The organism is Ruminococcus flavefaciens, from assembly GCF_900116855.1.
Taxonomy (GTDB): Bacteria; Bacillota; Clostridia; order Oscillospirales; family Ruminococcaceae; genus Ruminococcus; species Ruminococcus flavefaciens_R.
In genome coordinates, this window is the sequence record NZ_UETD01000012.1 from 127968 (window position 1) to 141525 (window position 13558).

Here is a 13558-nt window from a genome sequence, read left to right on the forward strand (position 1 = left end):
AAAACGATACATTTTGTACCTTGCTAAAGGGCTGAAACATGACTTCAGCTGCTCATACAGCAGCTGGAAGTTTCAGCCATTCCGCAGCTCTCAGTTCTTGAGCTGTATGGGCATTACAAGGAATATGAAGCTTTCGCCCTCGAGAGGAAGTATCTCGATGACCTTCATTGCGCCGTTGAAGCGTATACGTACCTTGTCGCCCTCCGCAGCACGGAGCGCCTCCAGAATGAGCTTGTTATTGAAGCCGATAGTAACGGTCTCGCCCGAAATATCGGCGGAAATTGCATCGTTAATCTTACCGATGCCTGTCTTGCAGCTTATCTTCATTACGCCGTTGCCGACCTCGCAGCGGATAGGCGACTTGTTCTTGTCGTCGATAAGCAGGGAGCAGCGCTCGAGACAGGTGGAGAAATCCCTCTTGCTGATGATGACCTCTGTCTTGCAGCCGCTGGGGATACTGAGCTTGTAGTTATGGAAAACGCCCTCGAGAAGTCTGGATATAACGAAAACGTTGCCTATCTCGAAGATGATGTGTCTGTCATTGGTGCAGACTGTACAGAGCTTTTCGTCATCGTCGTCCTTGATAAGTGTTGACACTTCAAGGAGAGCCTTTTTCGGAACTACGAAGTGATACTTTTCTGTGCAGTCGGTGAGCTCGCTTCTGATCGCGAGTCTGAAACCGTCGATAGCTACCATATTGAAGCTTCCCTCCTCGATATCGAAAAGCTCACCTGTGAGAACAGGCTTGCTCTCATTGAGAGAAGCAGCATAGCTGGTCATATTTATCATTGATTTGAGTATGCTCTGCTTTACGGAGAAGCTTCTTGCGGAGTCAACCTTGGGAAGCTCGGGATATTCGTTTGCTGACATTGCGGGGAAGCTGCACTCCGTAGCGCTGCATGAGATGGTGATAACGAGGTTTTCGTCGATAGCGAAGGTTATCTCATCTCCCGACATACGTCTTGTGAACTCACTGAAAAGTCTTGCACTTACTACGAATTCGCCTTCTCCCTCGGTGCTTGCACCGATAGAGGTACGAATACCCATTTCAAGGTTATAGGCGGTAAGCTCCACGCTTCCCTCGGATACGCGGACCTTTATGCCCTCGAGAGCGGGAATGGTGGATTTCTGTGAAACAGCTCTTGAGACATTTCCTATAGCCTCGCTGATCTCTGTTTTATTGCAGATGAATTTCATTGTATAAGCCTCCGTGATATCTTGGCTGTGATAAGATAAGCTAAGATAAGAATAAATAATATTGTTGTTGTTATTGTGTCGGTGGAAAAGTTGGAACAGGCGCTTTTTTAAGATATACGCCGCAAAGCTCGTCCACATGGCACTGTTGTGAAATTTTTGAAATGGGGGAAAAGCTGTGAGACTGTCCGTTTTTGTGTGAAAAAGGTTCAAGGCTGTGGAGTTGAAAAGGAAAAAAAGTTGAGAAAAAAGTGGAAAACGGAATATTGAAATATTTTTTAGCGTAAAATTTCACAATGATGTTGAGTGTTGAAAGTTGTCCGTGTTGAAATGATATCCGACAGCTCCGGTCAGTAAAGGCGGACTGTCTTTTTCTTATCGGGGATAATTTCAGACGGGAATTTTCAGAATAGTTTTTAACACAGTGTTGAAAACTGTGTGGAATGAGCAGTTTTCAACATTTTTAACGTTGACCGCAGGTTGACTCAGACCTTGCTCTTGTCCTTGATGTTCTTGATGATATCGTTTACAAGGTTCTTCAGGTTTGAGTCCTTTTCCATCGACTCTGTAACGCTTGTTACCGAGTAAACGATGGTGGAGTGGTCTCTGCCGCCGAACTCCGTACCGATGGAGGCAAGGGGCATCTGTGTTATCTCACGGACAACGTAGATAGCTACCTTACGGGCAGTAGATATCTGTGCGGAACGCTTGCTGGAGCGCAGATCCTCGGGAGATACGCCGTATACTGTGGATACCTCGGAGATGATCTTCTCAACGGTGATGGGTATAGGCTGCTCGTCTGCGAGGACGTCGCGCATAACGCTCTGAGCCATGGATATAGTTATGGGGCTTCCTGCGAAGTGGTTGAGAGCCTTCAGGCGGACAACTGCGCCCTCAAGCTGTCTGATGTTGGATTTCAGGCGGTTAGCCATGAATTCTGCTACCTCGCTGGGCATTTTAAGCTCAAGAAGCTCGGATTTTCTGTTGATGATAGCAAGTCTTGTCTCGTAATCGGGGGCAGAGATATCTGCGATGAGACCGCCCTCGAAACGGGTGCGGAGACGTTCCTCAAGAGTAACCAGCTCCTTGGGGGGCTTATCCGACGTGATGACGATCTGCTTGCCCTCCTGATGGAGCTTGTAGAAGGTATGGAAGAACTCCTCCTGCATACGCTCTCTTGTGGAGAAGAACTGGATATCGTCGATGAGGAGTATATCAGCGTTCCTGTACTTGTTGTGGAAGTCGGAGATAGTACCCTTATTGAGGGCATTTACCAGATCGCTTCCGAAGGTCTCGCTGGTAACGTATACGATATTGAAGTCGGGGTGATTTTTCCTTACATCGTTGGCGATAGCCGTGATGAGGTGGGTCTTGCCCATTCCCGAGGGTCCATAAATGAACAGCGGATTATAGTCGGGAACGTCCTTTGTTCCACAGTTCTTTGCCACTGATTTACTGCAGGCAAGAGCGAACTCGTTGGAACGTCCCTCGATGAATGTATCGAAGGTATAGTCGTAATTAGCGAATTTATATGACTGTTCAAGCTCTGCGTGCTTCTGCTCGAGCTCTGCGTCAGTGGGAACCTTGATCTTTTCGGGCTCATCGGATTCAACATTGATGGTGATGCTGACATTGAGACCGAGAACGTTGAAGAATGCGTCCTTGACAGCATTGGCATATGAGTTCATTACAATATTCTTCTGGAAATCAGTCTGCACGCTGAAAATAGCCTCGGAACCGTTGAAATCCACAGGCACAAGAGGATCTATCCATGTCTTGATGCCGATCTCGGGTATTGTTCCGTTCTCGAGGCAGTAGCTCTTTACTTTCTCAAAAACCTCGTCAAATGAATTCATAATAACCTCCGAATGTATGTAAGTATAGTTGGAGAAAAAAATACCGTGCTCTCCTATTAATAATATATAAGACAATTATACCATATCCCGTTGAAAAATGCAAGTGAATTTCCTTGGTAAAGAAATAGAAAATAGACCATCTTTCCACACACAAATTGACATATTGTTGAAAACTGTGTTGAAACACCTTAAAAAGTCGGTGGACGGACTTGTTTTTACCGCAAATACCGTGTATGAAAATGTTGAAACAGGTCGGTGGATAAGTTTTTTTACCCTGAAAACCAAATAATTCAACTATACGGGCTGCTTTGTGAGCCGGACTGTTAAAATCGGACAAAGTGTTGAAATTTCAAGTGTTAAGGTTCAGAATATATTGTCAAAAAGACAGAAAATCATCTCCCCGATAAAAAAATTTCGGGAATTGCTTGACAGAAAGGGCTTTTTAATATATAATGATTTAGTGTAATGCAGGGCGAAGTGTCCCTGCGCGTAAATCGCGTCAGTCAGAGCGGTTTTTACGCTCTTATATACAATTGGCAGAGAGGAGGACACTGAATATGAAAAGAACATATCAGCCTAAGAAGCTCCACAGAAAGAAGGAGCACGGCTTCATGAAGAGAATGGCTACTAAGAACGGCAGAAAGGTTTTAGCTCGTAGAAGATCTAAGGGCAGAGCAAGATTAACTCACTGACGAGGCTGACCACAAAATCTTTATTTTGTGGTCTTTTTTGTTAGGACGGCTTTTACAGGTGCGATTATGCTTTATACGGAAATATTGAACGACAATAAGGACTTCCTCGCCCTGTATAAAAAGGGCAGGTATGCCGCTTCAAAATACTCGGTCATCTATGTCAGACCAAACGGCAGACCCTTCAATCGACTGGGTATAACCGCAGGGAAAAAAGTTGGCAACGCTGTCTGCCGCAACAGAGCTAAAAGGCTTATCCGCCTCGCTTACAGAAGCTTCGAGGTGAAGCTCCCCGTGGGCATGGATATAGTCATAGTTGCAAGGAATGCCATTTGCGGAATCAAGTCACAGGAATACTGCGGCTATATGGAAAAGTACGGAGTTTCCGACATCAATAGGATGTTCAGGAGCTTCGACAGCAATAAAAAGCGGATATGAAGTATCTGGTGCTTGGACTTATAAAGTTCTACCGAAAGTTCATATCTCCGCTGTTCCCCCCTAAATGCAAGTATTATCCGACCTGCAGCACTTATGCTCTGGAAGCTGTCAGGCGCTTCGGCGCAGTAAGGGGCTCGGCTCTTGCCGTGTGGAGGATACTCCGTTGCAACCCATGGTCTATGGGCGGCGTGGACCTCGTCCCCGAAAAATTCACCTTCAGGGTGAAAAAATACGACTTCATTGACCCTGACTACGGTGAGGATGAAGACAACAAAAAGATTTAAGAGGGATGAATATTGAACGCACTTTATGATATTATCGGTGTCCCTTTCGGATACCTGATGAGACTTATTTACTCGTTTTGCAATAACTATGCGGTGGCTATAATCATATTCACCATAGTTACAAAGATACTGCTCTTCCCCGTCAGCTACAAGACTCAGAAGGGCGCAGCAAGAATGCAGCTTCTTAACCCGAAGCTGGAAAAGCTCAAGAAAAGCTTCGCCAATAACCCCCAGAGACTTCAGGAGGAACAGCAGAAGCTGTATCAGCAGGAGGGCGTAAACCCCATGGGCTCATGCCTGCCTATGTTCATACAGATGTTCCTGCTCTTCGGTGTTATCGACGTTATTTATAAGCCTATAACCCATATCCTTAACATATCCAAGAACGTCATCAAGGATGCTGTTGCCATAGCTGCACAGAACAGTGACATCAAGGGTCTTGATATGAAGAACCTGAGATGCGAGCTCCTTACTATGGAGAACCTCAGAGACCACAGCGACAAGTACGCTTCTCTCGGTGAGAATTTTCTCTCAAAGGTGACCGAATTCAATGAGAAGTTCACTATTTTCGGCGCTAACTTGGGAAAGACTCCTACACTTCATCCCGAGGGCGGCTGGACAAGGGAAGCTCTCATTCTGGCAGCTATCCCCTTCCTCGCAGGTCTCGCTCAGATGCTGGTATCAGTTTACAGCCAGATCCATCAGAAGAGAACAAATCCTTCTGCTCAGGCAGGCGGCGGCTGTATGACTATCATGACCTTTGGTATGCCTATCATCTCTATCCTGTTTGCCTTCGGTCTCCCCGCAGGTATCGGTTTCTACTGGATATGGTCATCCGTATTCTCATTCCTTATAACCTTTGCGCTTAACTGCTACTTTACTCCCGAGCGTATTACGGCAATAAATGAGAAGGAAAAAGAAAAAGCACGAATTTATGCAGAAAAACATCCGAATAAGAAGACCTTCATGCAGAAAATGATGGAGCAGCAGGCTGCTCTCGATCAGCAGAACGGCGGCTCTTCGGCTTCAGGCAAGGCTAAGGGCATCTCACGTTCTGAACAGAACAAGCAGAACCGCGACAAGCTCAAGGAAGCAAGGCGGCGCATGGCTGAAAAATACGGTGATTCTTACGACGATGATGATAATGATGAGGACTAAAGTCCTCAGGGAGGTAAAAGTATGACTGAAATTTTTACAGCAAGATCCGTCGAAGAGGCTAAGGAATTAGCCGCAAAAAAGTTCGGAAAAAAGATCAGTGAGATCAGGTTCGAGATCATCGACGAAGGAAAAAAGGGACTTTTCGGACTGGGCGCTAAGGAAGCAAAGGTCAAGGCGACCGTTGAGACAGCTTCCGCAGCAGCAGCTACAGCTCCCAAGGCTGAGGCAAAGCCCGTGACAACTGCTCCCGCACCTAAGACAGAAGAGCCTGTAACAAAGGCTCCCGTGGCTGAGAAGCCCATTGTAACGACTGAGACAAAGGCAGTAGAGAAGATAGCTGACAAGGCAGATAAAGCTGAGGAAGCTCCTGCTGAGACAAATGCCGCTGAGGATATGGAGGAGGAGGCTTACTCCCTCGACAACTTCACCCTCATCGAGGACGAGGCTCTCATCAATCCCAAGGTAAAGCTTGCAAAGGACTATATCACAAGCATTCTCAGAGCTATGGACGTTGACGCAGAGTTCACCGTTTATCAGAACGAGACAGGCGCTGTTATCAACATCGAAAGCAACAATAACGGTACTATCATCGGAAGACGCGGCGAGACCCTCGACGCTATCCAGTACCTCTGCTCTATCATCGCTAACAAGGGCGACAAGGACTATTACAGGATCACAATTGACTGCCTCGGCTACAGAAGCAAGAGAAAAGAAACTCTTGAGCAGCTGGCTGCAAAGGTTGCTAAGTCTGTCCTCAGAACAGGCAGATCACAGCCCCTCGAGCCCATGAATCCCTACGAGAGAAGAGTTATCCACTCCGCTATCTCAAATATTGAGGGTGTTTCCTCACGCTCTGTGGGCGAGGAGCCTTACAGAAAGATAATCATTTCTTCAAATAATCCCAGAAGCGGCGGCAGACGCCGTGACGATCGCCGCGGCGGCGGAAGAAGAAACGACAGAAGAAACAACGGCGGCGAGAGAAGAAACCGCGACAGAGAGGTAAATATGGAGCGCAGAAGCGTTGACCTCTCAACAAGCTTTGAAAAAGACTATAAGAGACCCAAGCCCGAGGACAGCATCGAGGGCGGTCTCTACGGAAAGATCGAACTTTAATATCTCAAACAACGGCTTAATTGCCGTTGTTTTTTTAGGAAGTGATAAAATGTCTACCATAGCTGCCATTTCGACTCCCAATGCTGTCGGAGGCATAGCGGTGATAAGGATATCGGGTGAGGACGCCATCGCTGTGGCGGAGCGAATTTTCTCCCCTTACGGCGACAAGAAGGTTGCAGATATGGCTGGGTATACCTGTGCCTACGGAATCGCTCACGACGGCGGAGAGCGCCTTGATGACTGTATACTGACGGTGTTCAGAGCACCTCACAGCTACACAGGCGAGGACGTTGCGGAGCTTTCATGCCACGGCGGCTTATACGTCACGAGAAAGATACTCCGCGCTGCTCTTGCTAATGGAGCTGTCAACGCTGAGGCAGGCGAGTTTACCAAAAGGGCTTACCTCAACGGAAAGCTTGACCTGACTCAGGCTGAAGCGGTCATGGATATAATCTCGGCAAAGGGCGAGCGCGAGCTGAAAATGGCTGAGAGTCTCCGAGAGGGAGCTGCTTTCAAAAAGGCTGAGAAGTGCTCTCAGAAGCTGCTGAAAATTCTCGGTGATCTTGCGGCGTGGGCTGACTATCCCGAGGAGGACATCCCCGAGGTGCGTCCCGAGAACCTTGCTGCGGAACTGACTGAGGTGCGCGGTGATCTTCATTCTCTTGTGAAGAATTACGACAGCGGAAGGATACTTCGTGAGGGAGTGGCGACAGCTATTATCGGACGCCCTAACGTGGGTAAGTCAACGCTGTTCAACTGTCTCAGCGGCTGCGAGAGGAGTATCGTCACCGAGATCGCTGGCACTACCCGTGATGTTATCGAGGAGACGGTCCGCGTGGGAGACATTACTCTGAGGCTTTCTGACACGGCAGGTATTCACGATACCGATGACAAGATAGAGGGTATCGGTGTTGAGATGGCTGAAAAGATGATCGATAACTCAGAGCTGTGCATTGCTGTATTCGACGGAAGTTGTCCGCTTACCGAGGACGATTTATATTTGATTAATAAAATAAACAAAAATAAAACGATTGCTGTCATCAATAAAAATGATGTTGATCAGCAGATCAATACTTCCCTTTTGCAGGATAAAATTCAACATATAGTATTTTTATCTGCAAAGGAAAACACAGGTGTTGAGGAACTCCATAAGCATATTGAGGAAATATTCAAGCTTAATGAAGCTGATTTTGATACTGCAACAGCTGCAAACGAGCGACAGAAAAAGTGTATCGATAAGGCTCTTGAAGGTATTGAAAGTGCTATTTCATCACTTGAAATCGGTGAAATGCTTGATGCAGTGAATGTTCTTATTGATGAAGCGGAGCAGTCACTTTTACAGCTCACAGGTAAAAAAGTTACCGACGCTGTTGTGGATGAAGTGTTCTCACGCTTCTGTGTAGGAAAGTAATGTTTCATGTGAAACAATGGAGGAGGGATAAATTTGACATATACGATGGGAGAATTTGACGTTGCAGTTGTCGGTGCAGGTCATGCAGGCGTTGAGGCAGCTCTCGCCTCTGCCCGACTTGGATGCAAGACTGTGATGTTTACTATATCGCTTGACCAGATCGCAAATATGCCATGCAATCCGTCAATTGGCGGAACTGCTAAAGGGCATCTTGTACGCGAAATTGACGCTTTAGGCGGAGAAATGGGAAAAGCAGCGGATAGCTGTTTCATACAGAGCCGTATGCTCAATCGCGGAAAGGGACCTGCTGTACACAGTTTAAGAGTTCAGGCTGACCGTGTCAGATACCATGAATACATGAAAAATGTCTGCGAAAATCAGAAAAATCTATATGTGAAACAGGCAGAGATTTCCGAGATTATCACTGATGATAATAAGATCGTCGGCGTCAGAACAAGTCTCGGTGCTGAGTATAAGGTCAAAGCTGTAATAATTGCCACAGGAACATACCTTAAAGGGAAAATCCATATTGGCGAAGTTTCATATGAAAGCGGTCCCGATGCAGCTCTTCCGAGTAAAATGCTGTCAAAAAGTCTTGCAGAAAACGGTGTTGAGCTTCGCAGATTTAAGACAGGAACTCCTTGCCGAGTTAACAAAAGAAGTATTAATTTTGATATAATGGAAAAACAAGAGGGCGACGACAAAATTGTCCCCTTCTCATTTGAAACAGATACAGAAGGGCTTGAAAACAAAGTCAGCTGTTATGTCACATATACAAACAGTAAAACACATGAAGTTATACTTGCAAACCTTGACAGATCACCTCTTTACTCGGGCAGAATAGAAGGCGTTGGACCAAGATACTGTCCGTCAATTGAGGACAAAATAGTCAGGTTTTCGGATAAGCCAAGACATCAGCTTTTTGTTGAGCCCATGGGAATGACCACAGAAGAGTACTATTTGCAGGGAATGTCATCGTCGCTGCCGGAAGACGTACAGCTGGCATTTCTCAGGACAATAGACGGACTTGAGGACGTAGAGATCATGAGACCTGCATATGCGATAGAGTATGATTGCTGTAACCCTAACCAGCTACTTCCTACTCTGGAGTTTAAAAATGTTGCCGGACTATACGGTGCAGGACAGTTTAACGGCAGTTCAGGCTATGAGGAAGCTGGTGCACAGGGGCTCGTTGCCGGAATTAATGCTGCACTCAAGATAAAAGGGCGGGAGCCGATGATCCTTGACAGAGCAAGCTCTTATATTGGCACTCTTGTTGATGATCTTGTGACCAAGGGGTGCTCCGACCCTTACAGAATGATGACTTCACGTAGCGAGTACAGACTTATTTTAAGGCAGGATAACGCAGATCAGCGTCTAACTCCGATCGGTCATAGTCTTGGACTTATCTCTCATGAGCGGTATGAAAAGCTTCTTGAAAAGGAAAGACTTACTAAAGAGGAGATAGAAAGAGTTTCAAAGCTCAACGTTTCCCCGACTGAAAAGCTTAATAATTACCTTGAATCATGTGGAACTTCTCCTCTCACAACAGGCTGTAAGATGTCTGATCTTATACGACGTCCACAGCTTAATTATAACGATCTTGCTCAATTTGATCCTGAACGTCCTGAGCTTCCATGGGAGGTCTCCGAGCAGGTCGAATTGCAGATAAAGTATGAGGGATATATTGAAAAGCAGCTCATTCAAATTGAGCAAATGCGTAAAATGGAGTCAAAAAAGCTTCCGGCAGATCTTGATTATTCACAGATATATGGTCTCAGACTTGAGGCAACTGAAAAGCTTAATAAGATCAAGCCGCTTTCACTTGGACAAGCCTCGCGTATTTCTGGAGTTTCTCCTGCTGATATTTCAATGCTTGCGGTCTGGCTGATGCATGAGAAAGGAGCTTCGGATGATACCTGATTTTGCACTATCTTGCTCTGAATTTGAGTCGGTTGGACTGACTCTTTCAAGAGAGCAATATGAGAAGCTTTCAATATATGCTGAGTTCCTTGTGGAATATAATGAAAAGGTTAATCTTACGGCTATAACCGAGCCCATGGAAATTCTCCGTAAGCACTTCATCGACAGCATACTTCTCACAAAATATGTTGATATACCGCTAAATTCAACGTTGATTGACGTTGGGACCGGTGCCGGTTTTCCATCAGTTCCTATAAAAATATATCGTCCCGACATTAAAATCACACTTCTTGACAGCCTTAACAAGCGCATTGATTATCTTAAACAACTCTGTGAAAAACTTGAAATAGATGCTGAATTTATTCACGGACGTGCTGAGGACTTCTCAAAAAAGGAAGAATACAGAGAAAAGTTTGATTTTTCTTGTGCTCGTGCAGTTGCTAATATGGCACTTTTGAGTGAGCTGTGTATTCCTTTTGTAAAGCAAAATGGCTGTTTTGTGGCTATGAAAGGACCAAATGAGGATATTTCTCTCGGTGCTAATGCTGTTGAGATCCTTGGCGGATTGATTGAAAAAGAGATCGAATACAAGCTTTTTGATGAGGAACGCAAGATAGTTCTTGTGAGAAAAATATCGCAGACTCCGTCAAAATATCCGAGAAATAGCAGTCAGATCAAGAAAAAAACTCTATAATAATAATTCTTTATGTCAGTTGGATCGCCATTTTGAAACAAAATGGCGATTTTTTTGTATGGAAACTATTTCCCGCAAGTGTTAGAATAAAGAAAAACACTTGGAGGTCATTATGGCAGGATTTTTGAATTTTACTAAAGAAAAACTCGTTAACAAGGTGATTGAGATAAGTATTGAGCAGATCATTCCCAATCCCTATCAACCAAGAACTGATTTCTGTGAAGATATAACCGCGCTTGCTGAGTCGATTGCACAGAATGGTATTCTTCAGCCTTTGTCCGTGCGAAAGAAGGATAATGCTTATGAGCTTATTGCAGGTGAAAGGCGCCTCAGAGCCGCGAAAATGTGCGGTTTTACTGTAGTTCCTTGCATTGTTTATGATATCAGTGACAGACATTCGGCAGTTCTTGCTCTCGTTGAGAATATTCAGCGTCAGGACTTATCATTCTTCGAGGAAGCGGCTGCTATTGAAAAGCTCATCACTCATTATGGAATGACTCAGGAAGACGCAGCGTCAAAGCTTGGACGCGCTCAGAGCACCATTGCGAATAAGCTTAGATTGTTGAGACTTACCGAAAAGGAGAGGGAGCTTATTACGCAATATGGACTTACAGAACGTCATGCGAGATCACTTCTCAGACTTGGCAGTCCGCAGGACAGATTGTTTATTCTTGAAAAGATAATCAAGAATAATCTGAATGTAGAGCGTTCAGAAAGACTTATCGACGAATTTATTGGAAGTGAACGCAATAAAGTAAGTTATAAGAAAAGGTCGGTGGTTTTTCAAAATGTGAAGATGTTCGTTAATACTATCAATAAAGCAGTTGAGACCATGCAGGCGGCAGGAATTTCCGCTGACTCCAGAAAAATTCAGAGTGAGGATTATATTGAGTATAGGGTCAGAATTCCAATACAGAAGAAAACTCAGCCCTGAAATTGTTTCACATGAAACATTTTATATGTTTCATGTGTTTTTTTATCTGAAATTGTTTCATGTGAAACAATTTTTAGAAAAAATCTTGCTTTCGTATTTACAATAGCTGCAAAAAGTGATATAATAGTATAAGTAAATCTGAAAGGAAGATAATATGGGCAAGATCATCGCTGTTGCCAACCAGAAGGGCGGCGTCGGAAAGTCAACTACCGTTATAAATATAGCGGCTTATCTGGGCTCGAGAGACTTCAGAGTGCTTTGCGTAGACTCCGATCCTCAGGGCAATACAACCACGGGCTTCGGTATAAAGAAAAAATCTGTTCCTGCATCGACATACGATGTGATAACAGGGAAGACCCGTATTCAGGACGCAATCATACCTACTGAGTTCAAGAATGTATCCATAGTTCCTGCAACAGAAGATCTTGCAGGCTGTGAGCTTGAGCTTGCACAGAACGAGAACAGAGTGAACAGGCTGAAAATGCAGCTGCTCACCTGCAAAGAGGATTTTGATTATATTTTTATCGATTGTCCTCCTGCACTTGGCACCATTACTATAAATGGTATAGTTGCCTGTGACAGTGTTATCGTTCCGATGCTGGCTGAGTTCTATGCACTTGAGGGACTTTCACAGCTTGTGAATACTATTAAAATAGTTAAAAATAATTATAATCCCGCGCTTCAGATAGAAGGCATACTCTTTACCATGTTTGATGGACGCCTTAATGTCGCAAATGATGTTGTGGCTGAGGTGGAGAAGTATTTCCCCGATAAGGTCTTTAAAACAAAGGTTCCGAGAAATGTCCGTATCTCAGAAGCTCCCAGTCACGGAAAGCCTGTGATGTACTATGATAAAGCGTCAAAGGGATCGGAAGCCTATGAGCTGGTATGCCACGAACTGCTGGGTGAACCTCTGGAGCTTCCGCAGAAGAAAAAGATCTTCTCTTTCAAAAAACATAAGAAAGGAAAACGTTCGTCTTGACGAATGAGGACAAAGTATGGCAAAAGGTGGCTTAGGTGCAGGACTTGATACCTTGCTCAGCGATAACAACTTCGATGTGCAGGTAAAAAAGACTCTCCGCACTTCAGAAATAGAGCCCAATCGCTATCAGCCCCGAAAGGCGTTCAGCGATGAGGCGATAACTGCTCTTGCAGATTCTATCCGCGAGCACGGTATGCTTCAGCCCATTGTTGTCAGACCAATTGACACAGGCGGCTATCAGATCGTTGCAGGCGAGAGAAGATGGCGTGCAGCAAGAATGCTGGGACTGGACGAGGTTCCCGTTAATATCCGCGAGCTTTCCGACCTTGAGACTATGCAGATAGCCATTATCGAAAATCTTCAGCGTGAGAACCTTAATCCCGTTGAAGAAGCAGCCGGATATAACGAGCTTATCGAGAAGTTCGGCATGACACAGGAAAAGGTCGCAAAAATGGTGGGAAGATCGCGTTCAGCGATAGCAAATGCCGTAAGACTTCTTTCCCTTCCCGACAGAGTGCTGAAAATGCTTGAAAACGGCGATATATCAGCAGGTCACGCAAGAGCGCTCCTCGGCTTTGAGGACGAGGAAATGCTTATTGCAACAGCTCTCAGAGCTGCTGACGGCGGTCTGACCGTGCGTCAGGTGGAGAAGGCAGCGCAGAAGTCTGCGGAGCATAACGAAGCTCCTGCTGAGGAAAAATCAAACAAGAAAATCGACAACTACTTCAAAGAGATGGAGCTGTCACTCAATGAGCGTCTCGGCAGAAAGGTCAAGGTCGACTACGGTAAGAACAAGGGCGCTCTCATACTTGAATTTTATGACAAAAATGACCTCGCGGCACTGGCTGAAAAGCTTGCCAAGGAGGACTAAGGAGAATAAAT

13 protein-coding genes are annotated in these 13558 nt (G+C 45.3%); 11 read left to right on the forward strand and 2 right to left on the reverse strand.

All coding sequences use genetic code 11. From position 1 onward, the window contains the following. Positions 1-90: 90 nt before the first annotated feature. Positions 91-1197, reverse strand: a complete 1107-nt coding sequence (gene dnaN, locus DSZ37_RS13570; RefSeq protein WP_109727431.1) for a DNA polymerase III subunit beta — start codon at positions 1195-1197, stop codon at positions 91-93. 482 nt (positions 1198-1679) lie between these two features. Further along, on the reverse strand, positions 1680-3050 hold the full coding sequence (gene dnaA / locus DSZ37_RS13575) for a chromosomal replication initiator protein DnaA (protein ID WP_109727432.1): 1371 nt from the start codon (positions 3048-3050) through the stop codon (positions 1680-1682). Between the two features lie 557 nt (positions 3051-3607). On the opposite strand from dnaA, the gene rpmH reads away from it, so the two are divergent. The 11 genes from rpmH (at position 3608) to DSZ37_RS13630 (ending at position 13547) form a co-directional block, all read left to right on the forward strand. Continuing rightward, a complete protein-coding gene (gene rpmH, locus DSZ37_RS13580; protein ID WP_009986162.1) occupies positions 3608-3742 on the forward strand; it encodes a 50S ribosomal protein L34 in 135 nt (44 codons plus the stop codon). 66 nt (positions 3743-3808) lie between these two features. Next, complete coding sequence (gene rnpA / locus DSZ37_RS13585) at positions 3809-4177, forward strand: ribonuclease P protein component (protein ID WP_109727433.1); 369 nt, start codon at positions 3809-3811, stop codon at positions 4175-4177. A gap of 8 nt (positions 4178-4185) precedes the next feature. After that, positions 4186-4461, forward strand: coding sequence for a membrane protein insertion efficiency factor YidD (yidD, locus tag DSZ37_RS13590; RefSeq protein WP_431768068.1), 276 nt, complete (start codon positions 4186-4188; stop codon positions 4459-4461). A 12-nt stretch (positions 4462-4473) separates the two neighbouring features. Next, positions 4474-5619 carry a YidC/Oxa1 family membrane protein insertase gene (locus tag DSZ37_RS13595; RefSeq protein WP_109727435.1) on the forward strand — a complete coding sequence of 382 codons (1146 nt, stop codon included), beginning with the start codon at positions 4474-4476 and terminating at the stop codon, positions 5617-5619. A 21-nt stretch (positions 5620-5640) separates the two neighbouring features. Next, positions 5641-6732: an RNA-binding cell elongation regulator Jag/EloR gene (gene jag, locus DSZ37_RS13600; protein ID WP_109727436.1), complete on the forward strand. Its 1092-nt coding sequence runs from the start codon at positions 5641-5643 to the stop codon at positions 6730-6732. 49 nt (positions 6733-6781) lie between these two features. Next, complete coding sequence (gene mnmE, locus DSZ37_RS13605; RefSeq protein WP_109727437.1) at positions 6782-8143, forward strand: tRNA uridine-5-carboxymethylaminomethyl(34) synthesis GTPase MnmE; 1362 nt, start codon at positions 6782-6784, stop codon at positions 8141-8143. 33 nt (positions 8144-8176) lie between these two features. After that, entirely contained in the window at positions 8177-10066 is a 1890-nt protein-coding gene (mnmG, locus tag DSZ37_RS13610; protein ID WP_181380324.1) for a tRNA uridine-5-carboxymethylaminomethyl(34) synthesis enzyme MnmG, read from the forward strand. Then, a complete protein-coding gene (rsmG, locus tag DSZ37_RS13615) occupies positions 10056-10760 on the forward strand; it encodes a 16S rRNA (guanine(527)-N(7))-methyltransferase RsmG (protein ID WP_242978636.1) in 705 nt (234 codons plus the stop codon). The genes mnmG and rsmG overlap by 11 nt, the downstream gene beginning before the upstream one ends. A gap of 112 nt (positions 10761-10872) precedes the next feature. Next, the gene (locus tag DSZ37_RS13620; RefSeq protein ID WP_109727439.1) at positions 10873-11694 is read left to right on the forward strand and encodes a ParB/RepB/Spo0J family partition protein; all 822 of its coding nucleotides are present in this window, start codon (positions 10873-10875) and stop codon (positions 11692-11694) included. A 154-nt stretch (positions 11695-11848) separates the two neighbouring features. Then, positions 11849-12676, forward strand: a complete 828-nt coding sequence (locus tag DSZ37_RS13625; RefSeq protein ID WP_109727440.1) for a ParA family protein — start codon at positions 11849-11851, stop codon at positions 12674-12676. 16 nt (positions 12677-12692) lie between these two features. Further along, positions 12693-13547, forward strand: a complete 855-nt coding sequence (locus DSZ37_RS13630; protein ID WP_109727441.1) for a ParB/RepB/Spo0J family partition protein — start codon at positions 12693-12695, stop codon at positions 13545-13547. Positions 13548-13558: the final 11 nt, after the last annotated feature.

Excerpts from the sequence above, each read along its gene's own strand:
- dnaA (WP_109727432.1), bottom strand. The coding sequence starts at position 3,050 with ATGAATTCATTTGACGAGGTTTTTGAGAAAGTAAAGAGCTACTGCCTC.
- rsmG (WP_242978636.1), top strand. The coding sequence starts at position 10,056 with ATGATACCTGATTTTGCACTATCTTGCTCTGAATTTGAGTCGGTTGGA.
- DSZ37_RS13630 (WP_109727441.1), top strand. The coding sequence starts at position 12,693 with ATGGCAAAAGGTGGCTTAGGTGCAGGACTTGATACCTTGCTCAGCGAT.
- rnpA (WP_109727433.1), top strand. The coding sequence starts at position 3,809 with ATGCTTTATACGGAAATATTGAACGACAATAAGGACTTCCTCGCCCTG.
- dnaN (WP_109727431.1), bottom strand. The coding sequence starts at position 1,197 with ATGAAATTCATCTGCAATAAAACAGAGATCAGCGAGGCTATAGGAAAT.
- jag (WP_109727436.1), top strand. The coding sequence starts at position 5,641 with ATGACTGAAATTTTTACAGCAAGATCCGTCGAAGAGGCTAAGGAATTA.
- mnmE (WP_109727437.1), top strand. The coding sequence starts at position 6,782 with ATGTCTACCATAGCTGCCATTTCGACTCCCAATGCTGTCGGAGGCATA.
- rpmH (WP_009986162.1), top strand. The coding sequence starts at position 3,608 with ATGAAAAGAACATATCAGCCTAAGAAGCTCCACAGAAAGAAGGAGCAC.
- DSZ37_RS13620 (WP_109727439.1), top strand. The coding sequence starts at position 10,873 with ATGGCAGGATTTTTGAATTTTACTAAAGAAAAACTCGTTAACAAGGTG.
- DSZ37_RS13625 (WP_109727440.1), top strand. The coding sequence starts at position 11,849 with ATGGGCAAGATCATCGCTGTTGCCAACCAGAAGGGCGGCGTCGGAAAG.